At 69.0% G+C, this 13,994-nt stretch carries 18 protein-coding genes and 1 pseudogene; 7 read left to right on the forward strand and 12 right to left on the reverse strand.

From position 1 onward, the window contains the following. Positions 1 to 88: 88 nt before the first annotated feature. Genes AX690_RS03210 through AX690_RS03235 form a run of 6 tightly spaced genes read right to left on the reverse strand, consistent with a single transcriptional unit; the run spans position 89 to position 4,172 of the window. Positions 89 to 415: a phosphoribosyl-ATP diphosphatase gene (locus AX690_RS03210; RefSeq protein ID WP_066681521.1), complete on the reverse strand. Its 327-nt coding sequence runs from the start codon at positions 413 to 415 to the stop codon at positions 89 to 91. Continuing rightward, entirely contained in the window at positions 412 to 1,194 is a 783-nt protein-coding gene (gene hisF, locus AX690_RS03215) for an imidazole glycerol phosphate synthase subunit HisF (RefSeq protein WP_066681518.1), read from the reverse strand. The genes AX690_RS03210 and hisF overlap by 4 nt, the downstream gene beginning before the upstream one ends. Then, on the reverse strand, positions 1,194 to 1,928 hold the full coding sequence (gene hisA / locus AX690_RS03220; protein WP_197426771.1) for a 1-(5-phosphoribosyl)-5-[(5-phosphoribosylamino)methylideneamino]imidazole-4-carboxamide isomerase: 735 nt from the start codon (positions 1,926 to 1,928) through the stop codon (positions 1,194 to 1,196). Before hisA ends, hisF begins: the two co-directional genes overlap by 1 nt. Continuing rightward, positions 1,916 to 2,557 (reverse strand): imidazole glycerol phosphate synthase subunit HisH, encoded by a 642-nt coding sequence (hisH, locus tag AX690_RS03225; protein WP_066730277.1) that lies wholly within the window; start codon positions 2,555 to 2,557, stop codon positions 1,916 to 1,918. The genes hisA and hisH overlap by 13 nt, the downstream gene beginning before the upstream one ends. 9 nt (positions 2,558 to 2,566) lie before the next feature. Next, positions 2,567 to 3,157: an imidazoleglycerol-phosphate dehydratase HisB gene (hisB, locus tag AX690_RS03230; RefSeq protein WP_066681513.1), complete on the reverse strand. Its 591-nt coding sequence runs from the start codon at positions 3,155 to 3,157 to the stop codon at positions 2,567 to 2,569. A gap of 25 nt (positions 3,158 to 3,182) precedes the next feature. Continuing rightward, positions 3,183 to 4,172, reverse strand: coding sequence for an adenosine kinase (locus tag AX690_RS03235; RefSeq protein WP_066681511.1), 990 nt, complete (start codon positions 4,170 to 4,172; stop codon positions 3,183 to 3,185). A 248-nt stretch (positions 4,173 to 4,420) separates the two neighbouring features. Here AX690_RS03235 and AX690_RS03240 point away from each other — a divergent pair, with 248 nt between their 5' ends. Continuing rightward, entirely contained in the window at positions 4,421 to 5,278 is an 858-nt protein-coding gene (locus tag AX690_RS03240; RefSeq protein ID WP_156449547.1) for a RimK family alpha-L-glutamate ligase, read from the forward strand. 139 nt (positions 5,279 to 5,417) lie between these two features. On the opposite strand, the gene nth is transcribed toward AX690_RS03240, so the two are convergent. Then, entirely contained in the window at positions 5,418 to 6,137 is a 720-nt protein-coding gene (gene nth, locus AX690_RS03245) for an endonuclease III (protein WP_066681527.1), read from the reverse strand. A gap of 65 nt (positions 6,138 to 6,202) precedes the next feature. Between nth and AX690_RS03250 the strand changes: the two genes are divergently transcribed. Further along, the gene (locus AX690_RS03250; protein ID WP_066681492.1) at positions 6,203 to 6,679 is read left to right on the forward strand and encodes a DUF2244 domain-containing protein; all 477 of its coding nucleotides are present in this window, start codon (positions 6,203 to 6,205) and stop codon (positions 6,677 to 6,679) included. A 62-nt stretch (positions 6,680 to 6,741) separates the two neighbouring features. Then, a complete protein-coding gene (locus AX690_RS03255; RefSeq protein ID WP_066681524.1) occupies positions 6,742 to 7,698 on the forward strand; it encodes a bifunctional helix-turn-helix domain-containing protein/methylated-DNA--[protein]-cysteine S-methyltransferase in 957 nt (318 codons plus the stop codon). Between the two features lie 88 nt (positions 7,699 to 7,786). On the opposite strand, the gene hslU is transcribed toward AX690_RS03255, so the two are convergent. From hslU to hslV, 3 genes are read right to left on the reverse strand one after another with little or no spacing between them, the layout of a single operon-like run. Beyond that, positions 7,787 to 9,079, reverse strand: a complete 1,293-nt coding sequence (hslU, locus tag AX690_RS03260; protein ID WP_066683570.1) for an ATP-dependent protease ATPase subunit HslU — start codon at positions 9,077 to 9,079, stop codon at positions 7,787 to 7,789. After that, positions 9,076 to 9,912 carry a DUF4440 domain-containing protein gene (locus AX690_RS03265; protein WP_066683569.1) on the reverse strand — a complete coding sequence of 279 codons (837 nt, stop codon included), beginning with the start codon at positions 9,910 to 9,912 and terminating at the stop codon, positions 9,076 to 9,078. Before AX690_RS03265 ends, hslU begins: the two co-directional genes overlap by 4 nt. 31 nt (positions 9,913 to 9,943) lie before the next feature. Then, positions 9,944 to 10,546, reverse strand: a complete 603-nt coding sequence (gene hslV / locus AX690_RS03270; protein ID WP_197426772.1) for an ATP-dependent protease subunit HslV — start codon at positions 10,544 to 10,546, stop codon at positions 9,944 to 9,946. Positions 10,547 to 10,551: 5 nt separating this feature from the next. Between hslV and AX690_RS03275 the strand changes: the two genes are divergently transcribed. The 4 genes from AX690_RS03275 to AX690_RS22660 all read left to right on the forward strand — a co-directional run bounded on the left by AX690_RS03275 (position 10,552) and on the right by AX690_RS22660 (position 13,651). Further along, a complete protein-coding gene (locus AX690_RS03275) occupies positions 10,552 to 11,292 on the forward strand; it encodes a molybdopterin-synthase adenylyltransferase MoeB (RefSeq protein ID WP_066683566.1) in 741 nt (246 codons plus the stop codon). A gap of 90 nt (positions 11,293 to 11,382) precedes the next feature. Then, the gene (locus AX690_RS03280; RefSeq protein WP_066683564.1) at positions 11,383 to 12,897 is read left to right on the forward strand and encodes an acetyl-CoA hydrolase/transferase family protein; all 1,515 of its coding nucleotides are present in this window, start codon (positions 11,383 to 11,385) and stop codon (positions 12,895 to 12,897) included. Continuing rightward, complete coding sequence (locus AX690_RS03285) at positions 12,897 to 13,298, forward strand: group II truncated hemoglobin (RefSeq protein WP_066683563.1); 402 nt, start codon at positions 12,897 to 12,899, stop codon at positions 13,296 to 13,298. The genes AX690_RS03280 and AX690_RS03285 overlap by 1 nt, the downstream gene beginning before the upstream one ends. A 59-nt stretch (positions 13,299 to 13,357) precedes the next feature. Next, on the forward strand, positions 13,358 to 13,651 hold the full coding sequence (locus tag AX690_RS22660) for a hypothetical protein (RefSeq protein ID WP_156449549.1): 294 nt from the start codon (positions 13,358 to 13,360) through the stop codon (positions 13,649 to 13,651). Positions 13,652 to 13,666: 15 nt separating this feature from the next. Here the strand turns inward: AX690_RS22660 and AX690_RS23540 are convergent. After that, positions 13,667 to 13,795: pseudogene (locus AX690_RS23540) on the reverse strand (hypothetical protein); the annotation flags it as partial. Positions 13,796 to 13,893: 98 nt separating this feature from the next. Continuing rightward, a partial coding sequence (locus AX690_RS22665; protein ID WP_156449550.1) for a hypothetical protein occupies positions 13,894 to 13,994 on the reverse strand: 101 nt, incomplete at its 5' end.

A 13,994-nucleotide genomic window follows, 5' to 3' on the forward strand; every position in this document is an offset into this window, starting at 1 on the left:
CAAACCAGCCCTGGCAAAAGCCCGATTGACCCAACACAGTCGCCGGCTCTACGCTACGCTTCGGCCGGGATGACACGAGGTTTGTGATTTAGGACTTTCTGGACGCCTTCTCGGCGATGCCGGAGGTCCCCTCGCGGGCTTCCAGCTTCTCGGCCACGGCGTCCAGCGAGACGTCCGAGGCCGCCATCAGGGCCAGCCAATGGTAGAGGAGGTCGGCGCTTTCGGCGGCCAGGGCGTCCGGACCCTGGGCCACGGCCGCGATCACCGTCTCGACGGCCTCCTCGCCCAGCTTCTTGGCCGCGAGGGCCGGGTCGTTCAGCAGCTTGGCGGTGTAGGACACCGACGGATCGCCGCCCTTGCGGGCCTCGATGGTCGCCGCGAGGCGTTGCAGGATGTCGGTCAGGCGCTGGCTCATGCGACCTCCTTCAGGGCGTCGAGACGCACCGGGATGCCGGCGGCGGCCATGGCTCGCTTGGCTTCGCCGATCGAGATCTCGCCGAAGTGAAAGATCGAGGCGGCCAGCACGGCGGCGGCGTGGCCGTCGCGGGCGGCTTCCACCAGGTGCTCGGTGGTCCCTGCGCCGCCCGAGGCGATCACCGGGACATTGACCTCGGCCGTGACGGCCTTCAGCAGCGGGATGTCGTAGCCGATCTTGGCGCCGTCGCGGTCCATCGAGGTCAGCAGGATCTCGCCCGCGCCGCGCTCCACGACCTTGGCGGCCCATTCGACCACGTCGATGCCGGTGTCCTTGCGGCCGCCATAGGTCCAGACGTTCCAGCCCGAGCCGTCCTCGCGCGCCTTGGCGTCGATCGCCACGACCACGCACTGGGCCCCGAAGGCGTCGGCGCCGCCGGCGATCAGGTCCGGGTTCTCGACGGCGGCGGTGTTGACCGAGACCTTGTCGGCGCCGGCCAGCAGGAGGCGGCGCATGTCACCGACCTGCCGCACGCCCCCGCCCACCGAGACGGGCATGAAGCAGACCTCGGCGGTGCGCGAGATCACGTCCAGGATCAGGCCCCGGCCTTCGCTAGACGCCGTGATGTCCAGGAACATCAGCTCGTCCGCGCCAGCGGCGTCATACGCTCTGGCCTGCTCCACCGGGTCGCCGGCGTCGCGCAGGGAGACGAAGTTGACCCCCTTGACCACCCGCCCGTCCTTCACGTCGAGGCAGGGAATGATCCGGGTCTTCAGCATCAGGCGGCCGCCGCGATCAGGGCTTCGGCCGGGCGGATCGTGCCGGCGTAGAGCGACCGGCCCAGGATCGCGCCGGCGATCTCGACGCCCTCGCGCGCCTTCAGGCGTTCGATGTCGGCGACCGAGGCGACGCCGCCCGAGGCGATGACGGGGATCGAGACGGCGTCGGCCAGCTCGCCCACGCCCTCGACATTGACGCCCGTCAGGGCGCCGTCGCGGCTGATGTCGGTGACGATCAAGGCGGCGACGCCCGCGTCCTCGAAGCGCTTGCCCAGCGAGATGGCGTCGAGGTCCGACAGGCCCGTCCAGCCGTCGACCGCGACCTTGCCGTCACGCACGTCGACGGCCACGGCGATCTGCTCGGGCCACAGGCGGGCGGCCTTGCGGACCAGGTCCGGATCGTGGACGGCCACGGTGCCCAGGATGACGCGGGACACGCCCGCCTCGATCCAGGCCTCGACGCCTTCCAGCGTGCGAATGCCGCCGCCCAGCTGCACCGGGATCGAGATCGACTCCAGGATCGTCTCCACGGCGGCGGTGTTGACCGACTTGCCCTCGATGGCGCCGTTCAGATCAACGACGTGCAGCCACGAGAAGCCGTCCTTGACGAAGCGCTGAGCCTGGTCGGCGGGCGAGGTGTTGAAGACCGTGGCCTTCTCCATGTCGCCGTGCAGCAGACGCACGCACTGGCCGTCCTTCAGGTCGATGGCGGGATAGAGGATCATGGGCGCCATTCCAGGAAGTTGGCGAGCAGGGCGAGCCCTGAGGCTTGTGACTTTTCGGGGTGAAATTGTACGCCCGCGACGTTGTCCCTGGCCACCGCGGCCGTGAACGGGCCGCCGTGGTCGGTTGTCGCGACGACATCTTCCGGGTTGGAAGCGTTCAGGGCGAACGAATTGGCGTAGTACATGTGGGCGCCGTCCTCGATGCCCTTGAACAGGGCATGAGCGCGCGTGAACGCGATCGCGTTCCAGCCCATGTGCGGGATGGTGAGATGCGGGTCGTTGGGCTCGAGCTTCTTCACCTGGCCCTTGATCCAGTCCAGGCCCGGGGTGACGCCGAACTCCAGGCCTTCGGTGGCCAGGAGCTGGTGGCCCACGCAGATGCCCATGAACGGCGCGCCCCGGCCGTGCACGGCCTGGTTCATCGCCTCGTAGACGCCGGTGGCGTCCAGGCCCGCGCGGCACGAGGCGAAGGCCCCGACGCCGGGCAGGAAGACGCGATCGGCCTTGGCGACAAGGTCGGGATCGGCGGTGACGACGATGTCGGCGTCGAGCGCGCGGCGGCGGGCCGCCTCACGCAGGGCCTTCTCGGCCGAACGCAGGTTGCCCGACCCGTAGTCGATCAGGGCGACGGTCTGCATGGAGTGTCCTTACAGCACGCCCTTGGTGGACGGAGCCTGGCCGCCGGTCTTCGGGTCGATCTCGACCGCCTGACGCAGCGCCCGGGCCAGGGCCTTGAAGCCGCTTTCGGCGACGTGGTGGGTGTTGTCGCCGTACAGGGTCTCCAGGTGCACGCACGCCCCGCAGTTCATCGCGAACGCGTGGTGGAACTCCTTGAAGAGCTCGGTGTCCATCTCGCCGACCTTGGGCCGCTTGAAGTCGACCTTCCAGACCAGGTACGGGCGGTTGGACAGGTCGATGGCGCAGCGCGTCAGGGTCTCGTCCATCGGGATATAGGCCGAGCCGAAGCGGCGGATGCCCTTGAAGCCGTCCAGCGCCTTGTTCACCGCCAGGCCCAGCACGATGCCGGTGTCCTCGACGGTGTGGTGCATGTCGATGTGCAGATCGCCCTTGGTCTCGACCTTCAGGTCGAAGCCGCCGTGGCGCGCGAAGCTCTCCAGCATATGGTCGTAGAAACCAATGCCGGTGGAGATCGTCGAGGCGCCGGTCCCGTCGAGATCGATCCAGACCCGGATCTGGGTCTCCTTCGTCTCGCGGACCACTTCAGCGGTGCGGGCCATCTGAGTTCTAAAGTCCGTTCTTGCCTTAGAGGCCGTTTTGGGCGGCCAGCTCGCGCAGGGAGACCTGCGGACGCGGACCGTAGTGTTCGATCACCTCGGCGGCGGCCAGGCTGCCCAGCTGGCCACAGATAGGCAGCGGGCGGCCCTGGGAAAGGCCGAAGAGGAAACCCGCCGCGTATTGGTCGCCCGCGCCGGTCGTGTCCACGACTTTTTCCACCGGGTAGGCCGAGATTTCGTGCAACTGCCCGTTTGCGGCCACCACCGAGCCTTTTTCGCTGCGGGTGACGGCGGCGATCTCGCAGCGGTCGGCCAAGGCCTTGACGGCTTCTCCAAAGTTGGTGGTCTCGAACAGCGAGCAGACTTCGCTTTCGTTGGCGAAGACGATGTCGCACTGGGTTTCGATGAAGCCCAGCAGGGCGCCGCGGTGGCGGTCGACCATGAAGCTGTCGCTCAGGGTCATCGAGATCTTGCGACCCGCGCCGTGGGCCAGGGCGGCGGCCTTGGCGAAGGCGCGACGGGCTTCCGGCGGGTCGAACAGATAGCCTTCCAGGTACGAAATCTGCGCGCGCTCGATGATCTCGGGGTCGACGTCGGCCGGGGTCAGCTCGACGCAGGCGCCCAGATAGGTCGACATGGTGCGCTGGGCGTCGGCGGTGACATTGATCAGGCTCTGGGCCGTGGCCGGACCTTCGGCCAGCGGCGGGGTGGTGAACACGCAGCCGATGGCGTTCATGTCGTGGCGGAAGACGCGGCCCAGCTGGTCGTCGGCGACCTTGCCGATGAAGGCGGCCTTGCCGCCGAAGCTGGCGACGCCGGCCACGGTGTTGGCGGCGCTGCCCCCCGAGGCCTCGATCCCGGCCGACATCACGTCGTACAGGCTGGCCGCCCGGGCCGGATCGATCAGGGCCATCGAGCCCTTCACCAGGCCCTCGCGCGCGAGGAAGGCCTCGTCGCATTGGGCGATGACGTCGACGATGGCGTTGCCAATGGCGGCGACGTCGTAGAGCGCGGTCATGGGGCGTAGCAAACCTTTGAAAGAACTGGGCCGTAAGCCAAGCAGCACGGCGATTAAAGGAAGTGGGGCGTCAAGGCAACGCAAGCTCTTGCCCGCGACCCTGCGACACTCTAACGCGAACCGCCAAATAAGGGCCTGTCGGCGGTCCGGTCAGATCGCCGATAGATCCTCGTCTCTTTGATTAGGCGCATTTTCTAACGACGAACGGGCGTCCACTTCGTCGGAAAATGCTTGGAGCGAGCAAACCGATGGTCGACGTCCTGATCCTGGTTCCGGCCCGAGACGAGCCGCGGTTCGCCACGACCTGGACGCCGTTGTTCGAGCGTCTGGCCGCGCCGCTGCGCGCCCACGGCCTGCTGGTCGGCGCCCAGCCCTGGACCGATCCGATCGAGCGCGGCCGCGCCCGGCTGGTCATGCCGTCCCTGGCCTGGGGCTATCACCACCGCCAGCCCGAGTGGTTCGCCCTGCTGGATCGGCTGGAGGCCGAGGGAACGCGGGTCGCCAATCCGGCGGCGGTGCTGCGCTGGAACTCGACCAAGATCTATCTGGTGGAGCTGGCCGGCAAGGGGGCGCCAGTGGTCCCAACCCACGCCCATGACCAGCTGACGATGGACGCCGTCGAGGCCGCCTTCGACGCCTTCGGCGTCGACGAGGTGGTGGTCAAGCCGCAGGTCTCGGCCGGCTCGCAGGACACCATCCGCGTCAAGCGCCATGGCTCGCTGGAGGGCGGCCCGACGGGCCCGGCGCTGATCCAGCCCTTCCTGCCGGCGGTCGGCGAGGAGGGCGAGCTGTCCCTCTTTTATTTCGACGGCCGCTTCAGCCACGCCGTGGCCAAGGTGGCCGCCTCCGGCGACTTCCGCGTCCAGCCGCAGTTCGGCGGCCAGGTCAGCGAGATCGCGCCGGAGCCCGAGGCTCTGCGCGCCGCCGAGATGGTGCTGAACGCCGCGCCGGGGACCCTGACCTACGCCCGCGTCGATTTGATCCGCGGCCTCGACCACACGCCCCAGCTGATGGAGCTGGAGGTCATCGAGCCGGACCTCTTCCTCGAACACGCGCATGACAAGGGCGCGGCGTTCGCGGCGGCGGTGATGCGGGCGATCGGCTAGCTAAGACAAAGATGCTCCCTCGCGATGCGGGGGAGCTGTCGCGGAGCGACTGAGGGGCAAGCTGGAAATAGGCTGAGGTTGCCCCCTCCGGCCCTCTGGGCCACCTCCCCCGCAGCGCGGGGGAGGAACTGAACAGGCCTCACGCCCCCAAAAACAGCTCCCGCGACGGACACAGATCGCTGATCTTGCACACCTCGCACTTGGGCTTGCGCGCCACGCAGACATACCGTCCGTGCAGGATCAGCCAGTGGTGCGCCCGGGTCTGATAGGGACCGGGCACGATCCGCATCAAGTCCTGCTCGACCGCGTCGGGCGTCTTGCCGGTCGACAGTTTCAGGCGGTGCGAGACGCGGAAGACGTGGGTGTCGACGGCGATGGCCGGCTCGATGTCCAGCTCGTTCAGCACCACGCTGGCGGTCTTGCGGCCGACGCCGGGCAGGCTTTCCAGCGCCGCCCGGTTCAGCGGCACCTCTCCGCCATACTGGCTGACCAGGATATTGGCCGTGGCGAGGACGTTCTTGGCCTTGGTCCGGTAGAGGCCGATCGAGGCGATGTAGGGGACGAGGCCCGCCTCGCCGAGGTCCAGCATCGCCTGGGGCGTATTGGCGACCTTGAACAGCTTGTCGGTGGCCTTGTTGACGCTGACGTCGGTGGCCTGGGCCGACAGGGCCACGGCGGTGACCAGCTCGTAGGGGTTGGAATAGTTGAGCTCGGTCTTGGGGCGGAGTTCGAGGCTCTCGAACCGCTCGAACAGCACCTCGACCCGTTCGCGTTCGGCGGGAGAGATGCGTCTGGCCGCCTTCTTCCTCGTTGGCTTGGCTTGGGCGGGCTTCGACTTGGCGACAACGGGTTTGGCCATGGGGCGGACCATGCCGTGATGCGCCCCTCTCGCCAAGCGCCCGGGCCGCGCCTAAATTCCGCGCCATGGCCTCGCCGCTCTACATGGACCGGGTGATCGCGCCGCACCGTTCGTTGACGCCTCAAGGGGCGGCGGTGCTGCTGGCCGTGGTCATGGCCTTCAACATCCTGGTGGCGGTGTTCCTGCTGGTGGTCGGCGCGCCGCCGGTGCTGCCGTTCCTGGGCCTCGACGTCCTGGCCCTGTGGCTGGCCTTCCGCGCCAGCGATCGCGCCGCCAAGCGCGTCGAGCGCGTCCAGGTCACCGCCGAGGCCGTCACCGTCAGCCGCGAGGACGAGAAGGGCGCGCGGACGGTCTGGACCTCGCCGACGGCCTTCACGCGGGTCGGCGTCGATCTCCCCGGCGAGCATGACGCCCGCGTGCGGCTGATGATCCATCGCAAGCGCCTGACCCTGGCCCGGTCGCTCAGCCCCGAGGAGCGAATCCGTTTCGCGGGCGCCCTGCAGGACGCCATCCGCGCCGCGCGCAACGAGCGCTGGTCGTGACCAGCGAAACGGCCGCAAGAACCGGGCGGACGGCGTTATCCGACGCGGCTAGCGTGTCGGACATGGCATACGACGCATCCTTCCTGTCGACGGGCCTTTCGGAGGCCGCCAGCCAAGAGCTGGCGCGTCTGGCCGAACGCTCGGTCGACTACCACCGCATGGCCAAGGCGCTCGACTGGCTGGCCGAGCGGTGGTCCGATCACCCCTCGCTGGACGAGGCGGCGGGGGCCGTGGGCCTGTCGCCGTTCCATTTCCAGCGCATCTTCACCCGCTGGGCGGGGGTCAGTCCCAAGACCTTCGTCTCGGCCATCGCCCACGCCGAGGCGCGCCGCTCGCTGGAGGCCGGCGGCACGGTTCTGGACGCGGCCTTCGACGCGGGGCTGTCGGGGCCGTCACGCCTGCACGACCTGTTCATCGCCCAGGAGGCGGCGACGCCGGGCGAGGTGCGGCGGCGCGGGGCCGGGATGACGCTGCGCTGGGGCTGGGCCCCGACGCCGTTCGGCAAGGGCCTGTTCGTGATGGCCGAGCGGGGCCTGGCGGGCCTGGCCTTCTCCGACGGCGAAGACGAGATGAGCTTCGCCGACATGCACCGCCGCTTCCCGGCCGCCGACTGGGTCCGCGACGACGCGGCCGCCCAAGCCATGGCCCTGCGCGCTTTCATACGCGGTGGGGGCGCGGGCGGGGAGGGGCCGTTGCCGGTGGTGCTGATCGGCTCGCCGTTCCACATCCAGGTCTGGAAGGCCCTGCTGACCATCCCGGCCGGGGCGACGGCCACCTACGGCCAGGTCGCCGCCTGGGCCGGCAAGCCCGGCGCCTTCCAGGCGACCGGCGGCGCCATCGGGGCCAACCCGATCTCGCTCTTGATCCCCTGCCACCGCGCGATCGCCAAGAGCGGCAAGCTCACGGGGTATCACTGGGGCCTGGCGCGGAAGGCGGCGATCCTGGGGATGGAGGCGACGCAGAGGTTCCCTCTCCCAGAGGGAGAGGGCGGGGCCCGTCGCGAAGCGATGGGAGGGTGAGGGGGTAAGGCGTCGGCCGCTGTAATCCCTCATCCCCCCGCGCCTGCGGCGCGGGTCCCGCCTTCTCCCTGAGGGAGAAGGTGTCCGTTTAGAGAATAAACCGGCTCAGATCCGCGTTCGCGGCCAGCGCGCCGACGCGCTCCTGCACATAGGCCGCGTCCACCGTCACCGTCTCGCCGCCGCGATCGGCGGCCGTGAAGCTGATCTCCTCGACCACCTTCTCGAGGATGGTCTGCAAACGCCGGGCCCCAATGTTCTCGACCGAGGCGTTCACGGCCACCGCCGCGTCCGCCAGGGCGTCGATGGCCTCGTCGGTGAAAACGAGGGTGACCTCTTCGGTCGCCATCAGCGCCTGGTGCTGGCGGATCAGGTTGGCCTCCGGCTCGGTGAGGATCCGGCGCAAATCATCGCGCGTCAGGCCCTTCAGCTCCACGCGGATCGGCAGGCGGCCCTGGAGCTCGGGCAGCAGGTCCGACGGCTTGGCGACGTGGAAGGCGCCCGAGGCGATGAACAGGATGTGGTCGGTCTTCACCGGCCCGTACTTGGTCGAGACCGTCGTCCCCTCGATCAGCGGCAAGAGATCCCGCTGCACGCCCTCGCGGGAGACGTCCGCGCCCGAGCGCTGCGACGAGCTGGCGACCTTGTCGATCTCATCGAGAAAGACGATGCCGTGGTTCTCGGCCAGCTCCAGGGCCTCCTGGGTGAGGGCCTCCTGGTCCAGCAGCTTGTCGCTCTCCTCGGCGATCAGCGGGGCCCAGGCGCCGGCGACCGTGGTCTTGTGGGTCTTCTGGCGACCGCCGCCGAACGACTTCATCATGTCCGACAGGTTGAAGACCGCCGCGCCCGGCTGGCCGGGGATCTCGAAGGTCTGGCCGCCGGTGTCGGCCAGCTGCAGCTCGACCTCCTTGTCGTCCAGCTCGCCGGCCCGGATCTTCTTGCGGAAGGCCTCGCGGGCGGCGGTGGAGCCGGGGCCGGTCAGGGCGTCGAGGATCCGCTCCTCGGCGGCGGCCTCGGCCTTGGCGCGGACGGCGGCGCGGCGCTTGTCACGGACCATGGCCAGGGCGCTCTCCACGAGATCGCGGACGATCTGGTCGACGTCGCGGCCGACATAGCCGACCTCGGTGAACTTGGTGGCCTCGATCTTCAGGAACGGCGCCTGGGCCAGCTTGGCCAGGCGCCGGGCGATCTCGGTCTTGCCGACGCCGGTGGGGCCGATCAGCAGGATGTTCTTGGGCGTCAGCTCGTCACGGATGTCGGCCGGCGCGCGGCGGCGGCGCCAGCGGTTGCGCAGGGCGACGGCCACGGCCTTCTTGGCGTCGGTGTGGCCGACGATGTAGCGGTCCAGTTCGGAAACGATCTCGCGGGGGGAAAACTCAGTCATCGGTCGTTGATCAGGGCCTCGAAGATCAGGCGCCACCCTTCGGGGCGCTTCTGCCAGACATGCATATAGTGCGCGTGTTCGATGATTTCCTGGTCGTCGGCCCATCCGGCCTCGCCATGGGTCCAGACGAAGTCCCCCGCCTTGGAGGCGCCGCCGCCGCGCAGGGTCTGGACCATGCGTTGGGGCCGGGCGTCGAGGCGCTCGGAGACGGCGGCGGGCGTCAGGCCTTCGGTTCCCTCGGGTCCGAGCATCCAGGCGTCGGCGGCCAGGGCGCGGCGATAGGCGGCGGGCGCGTCGGTCTCGGCCGTCTGGGCCAAGGCGCCTTCCGCGGCCCGGACCTTGTCGAAGGCCAGGGCGGGTGAGCGCTCGCCGGCCGTCGTCAAGGTGTCCAGCATCGTGGGCGCCTCGGGGCCCGGCGCCCTGGACGTGTCGCCGGCCGCGCCGCCGTCATAGATCCATTTCCAGCCGCCGCCGGGCGTCTTGCGCCAGATCGTGGCGAAGTAGCCGCCGCGCTTGCCGTTGACCACCGAGGGGCCCACCGACAGCGCCAAGTCCCCGGAGCGGGCCGCCACGACCCTTTGCGGCCACCATTCCAGTCTGGGAGACTTGCTGGAGGGGCGTTTCTCGAACAGCGCCTTGGCGCTGACCGGACCGGGCGCGAACAGGATCGCGTCGTCGGCCATGTGCTTCAAGAACGAGTCCCGCACGCCCAGCGCCAGCCCGTCGGCGGCGAAGGCGCGCTCGGCGGCCTCCACCTGGGCGGCGGGGGTCTGGGCCTGGGCTGAAACGGCGAGCATCGCGGCGAACCCGACGCCGAACACGGTCTTGAGCATGTGAAGGTCCTCCCGATTGGGGGAGTAAAGCCTACAAGCTTTCGACCGTCAGGTTACCGTTCGTATAGACACAGATCTCGGCGGCGATGCCCATCGCCTTGCGGGCGATGTCCTCTGCCGAAAGGTCCTGGTCGATCAGGGCCTTGGCCGCCGCCAGGGCGTAGTTGCCGCCCGAACCGATGGCCGCGACCGCTCCGCCGCCGGCGCTCTCGCCCGGCTCCAGAACGTCGCCGACGCCGGTGACGGTGTAGATGGCGGTGTTGTCGGCGACCAGCAGCATGGCCTCCAGGCGGCGGAGGTAGCGATCGGTCCGCCAGTCCTTGGCCAGGTCCACGCAGGCGCGGGCCAGCTGGTCGGGATACTGCTCCAGTTTCGCTTCCAGGCGCTCAATGAGCGTGAAGGCGTCGGCCGTGGCGCCGGCGAAGCCCGCGACGACCTTGCCGCCGGCCAGGCGTCGCACCTTGCGGGCGTTGCCCTTGACGACGGTTGGGCCCATTGACACCTGTCCGTCGCCGGCGATCACGGTCTGGCCGTTCTTGCGCACCGCCAGGATCGTCGTCCCGTGCCAGTCGGGGAAAGTCGAGTTGTTGCCTTGCATGGCTTCGCATGTGGCGAGCCGAAGGCGGAGGGTCAAGCGCGTTGAGTTTCTCGGAAGCGGAGGTCGAACGCTACGCCCGCCACCTGGTGCTGCGCGAGGTGGGCGGTCCGGGCCAGCAGAAGCTGAAGGCCGCGCGGGTGCTGATGGTCGGCGCCGGCGGCCTCGGCGCGCCCGCGGCCCTGTACCTGGCCGCCGCCGGGGTGGGGACGATCGGCCTCGTGGATCCGGACGCGGTGTCGCTGTCGAACCTGCAGCGCCAGGTGCTGTACGCGGAGACCGACGTCGGTCGGCCCAAGGTCGAGGCGGCGAAAGCGCATCTGGCCGCGCTCAATCCGCATGTAACCGTCGAAACCCATCCGGTCTGGCTGGACCCCCAGAACGCTGGCGAGCTGGTCCAGCAGTACGATCTCGTCCTCGACGGCACTGACGACTTTTCCACCCGCTTCGCCGTCAGCGACGCCTGCCTGGCGCACGGCAAGCCGCTGGTCAGCGGGGCGCTGGGCCGCTGGACCGGGCAGGTGGGCGTGTTCCACGGCCAGCCCTGCTATCGCTGCCTGGTGCCCGAGGTCCCGCCGGACGCCGAGACCTGCGCCCTCGTCGGCGTCGTCGGGGCCCTGGCCGGGGTAATCGGTTCGATGATGGCGCTGGAGGCGGTCAAGCTGATCACCGGCGCCGGCGCGCCTTTGTCGGGCAAGCTCTTGATCTACGACGCCCTGGCGGGCGAAACCCGGACGGTCAGGATCGGGGCGGATCCGGCCTGTGCTGCCTGCGGGAAGGGCTGAAGAGGCGGATCGTCGCGTCCGGGCTGTTACGGAGGGGACGGCGGGTCGACCATCGGCTAAGGCCTGCCCCCGTATTTTTGGAGGAGAGACATGAGCGCTGGACGGATCGCCCTCGCGAGCCTGCAAGCCAAGGTGATGTCGGCCGAAGCCGCCGCCGCCTTGATCGACCCCGCCAGCACGGTGGGCATGAGCGGCTTCACCGGCTCGGGCTATCCCAAGGCCGTGCCTCTGGCCCTGGCCAAGCGGATCGAGGCCGAGCACGCGGCCGGAAACCCGTTCCGCCTGCGCGTCTGGACCGGCGCCTCGACCGGCCCGGAGCTGGACGGCGCCCTGGCCAAGGCCGACGGCATCGAGTTCCGCCTGCCCTACAACTCCGACCCCATCGCCCGCGACAAGATCAATCGCGGCGAGATGGACTATTTCGACATGCACCTCAGCCAGGTCGCGCCGATGGCGTGGCAAGGCTTCCTGGGCCCGCTGGACACCGCCATCGTCGAGGTCAGCGGCATCCGCGCCGACGGCTCGCTGATCCCCTCGTCCTCGGTCGGCAACAACAAGACCTGGATCGACCGGGCCTCGAAGGTGATCCTCGAGGTCAATCGCTGGCAGAACCCGGCGCTGGAGGGGATGCACGACATCTATTACGGCACGGCCCTGCCGCCGAACCGGGTGCCGATCCCGCTGACCCGTCCCGACCAGCGCATCGGCGAGCCCTATTTCCGCTGCGACCCGTCCAAGGTGGTCGCGGTGGTCGAGACCGACTCCCCCGACCGCAACCTCCCGTTCGACGCGCCGGGCGAGGATCACAAGGCCATCGCCGGCCACCTCTTGGAATTCTTCCGCCACGAGGTCGCCAAGGGCCGGCTCCCTGCGTCCCTGCTGCCGCTGCAGTCGGGCGTGGGCAATATCGCCAACGCGGTGATGTCGGGCCTAGTCGACGGACCGTTCGACAACATGACCGCCTATACCGAGGTGCTGCAGGACGGCATGCTGGAGCTGATGGAGGCCGGCAAGCTCTTGACCGCTTCGGCCACCGCCTTCTCGCTGAGCCCCGAGGCCGCCGCGACGCTGAACGCCGACATGCACAGGTTCCGCGACCGCCTGGTCCTGCGGCCCCAGGAGATCAGCAACCACCCCGAGGTTATCCGCCGCCTGGGCTGCATCGCCATGAACGGCATGATCGAGGCCGACATCCACGGGGCCGTGAACTCGACCCACCTGATGGGCTCGCGTATCCAGAACGGCATCGGCGGTAGCGGCGACTTCGCCCGCAACGCCTATGTCTCGATCTTCATGGCCCCCTCGACGGCCAAGGGCGGCAAGATCTCGACCATCGTTCCGAAGACCCCGCACGTCGACCACATCAACCAGGACGTCCAGATTCTGGTCACCGAACAGGGCCTGGCCGACCTGCGCGGCCTGTCGCCCCGGCAGCGGGCCGAGGTCATCATCGAGAACTGCTCGCACCCGGATTATCGCCTGGCGCTGAAGGACTATCTGGCCCGCGCCCGCCGCGACTCCTACGGCCAGCAGTCGCCGACCCTGCTGATGGAGGCCTTCGCCTGGCACCAGAGGTTCGTCGAGACGGGCGACATGAGGCCGTGATGAGCGACGTCGCCGAAGCTCCGGCCGCCGAGACCCCGTTCGACCAGATCGGCGGCGCCGAACGCGTCCAGGCGGTGGTCGACGCCTTCTACGACCTGATGGACAGCGATCCGGCCTATGCGCGCCTGCGGGCGATCCACGCGCCGGACCTGACCCCGATGCGCGCCTCGCTGGCGGGGTTCCTGACCGGCTGGCTGGGCGGTCCGCGGGACTGGTTCGCCGCGCGGCCGGGCGTCTGCATGATGTCGCTGCACCGCTCCATGCCGATCGACGCCGAGCTGGCGCGGCAGTGGACCGACGCCATGGGCCGGGCTCTGGACCAGGTGGGCGTCGAGGCCGAGATGGCGCAGGCGCTGCGCGAGGTGTTCGGGCGGATGTCGGGGAATATGACGACGCGGTGAGGGGGGCGCTTGACCTCAGCGTTCGGTTAGGTTGGCTGCAAGGCAGGGGAGGGTGTCAGATGAGCCTCGACAACGCCGCGCTTTTGGGGAGCTTGGTATCCGGTCTCCTGGGGTCCTGGAACCTTGCAAACATAATCAGAACCGGCGCTGCGAACGGACGGCTTGGAGAGCCATATAAGCGGGCGAAGAGTCCTGGCATGTTCTGGATGTGCGCTTCGGCGCTCATCCTGCCGCTAGGCATCAGCGCATTTCTTGCCGCCGCCGCCTTTGGCGCGTCCAATCTGATCATGCTTGTCCTTGCGATCAGCGCGCTAGCGATCTCCCTAATATTGATAGAACGCACTGTCCGATAAGGGGCGGAAGCGGAGCTATCCCCTAGCAGAACACCTCGTCATCCTGGGCGGCATAGCCGACCCGGGACCCAGGGGTTGCAAGATCGCGGTGCGCGCCGCCCCTGGGTCCCGGCTCTCCGCTTCGCTGCGGCCGGGATGACGAGCGAATGTAAGCGTCCCCTCAAGTCGCTACCCGACCTCGCGAGGTCGGTGCGAACCTTACATCTCCTGGAGGCTGCAGCGTGCAGGGCTGTCCGGGTTGGTCAAGGACCGCCCTCCGGGCGGCCGCGCGGCGGCGACGCGGAGCGTCGTCCTTGAGCAACCCGGTCAGCCCTGCGATCGTCTCGCCGTGAGATGTAAGGAT

The sequence above is a fragment of the Caulobacter sp. CCH9-E1 genome, from assembly GCF_001556515.1.
Lineage (GTDB): Bacteria > Pseudomonadota > Alphaproteobacteria > Caulobacterales > Caulobacteraceae > Caulobacter.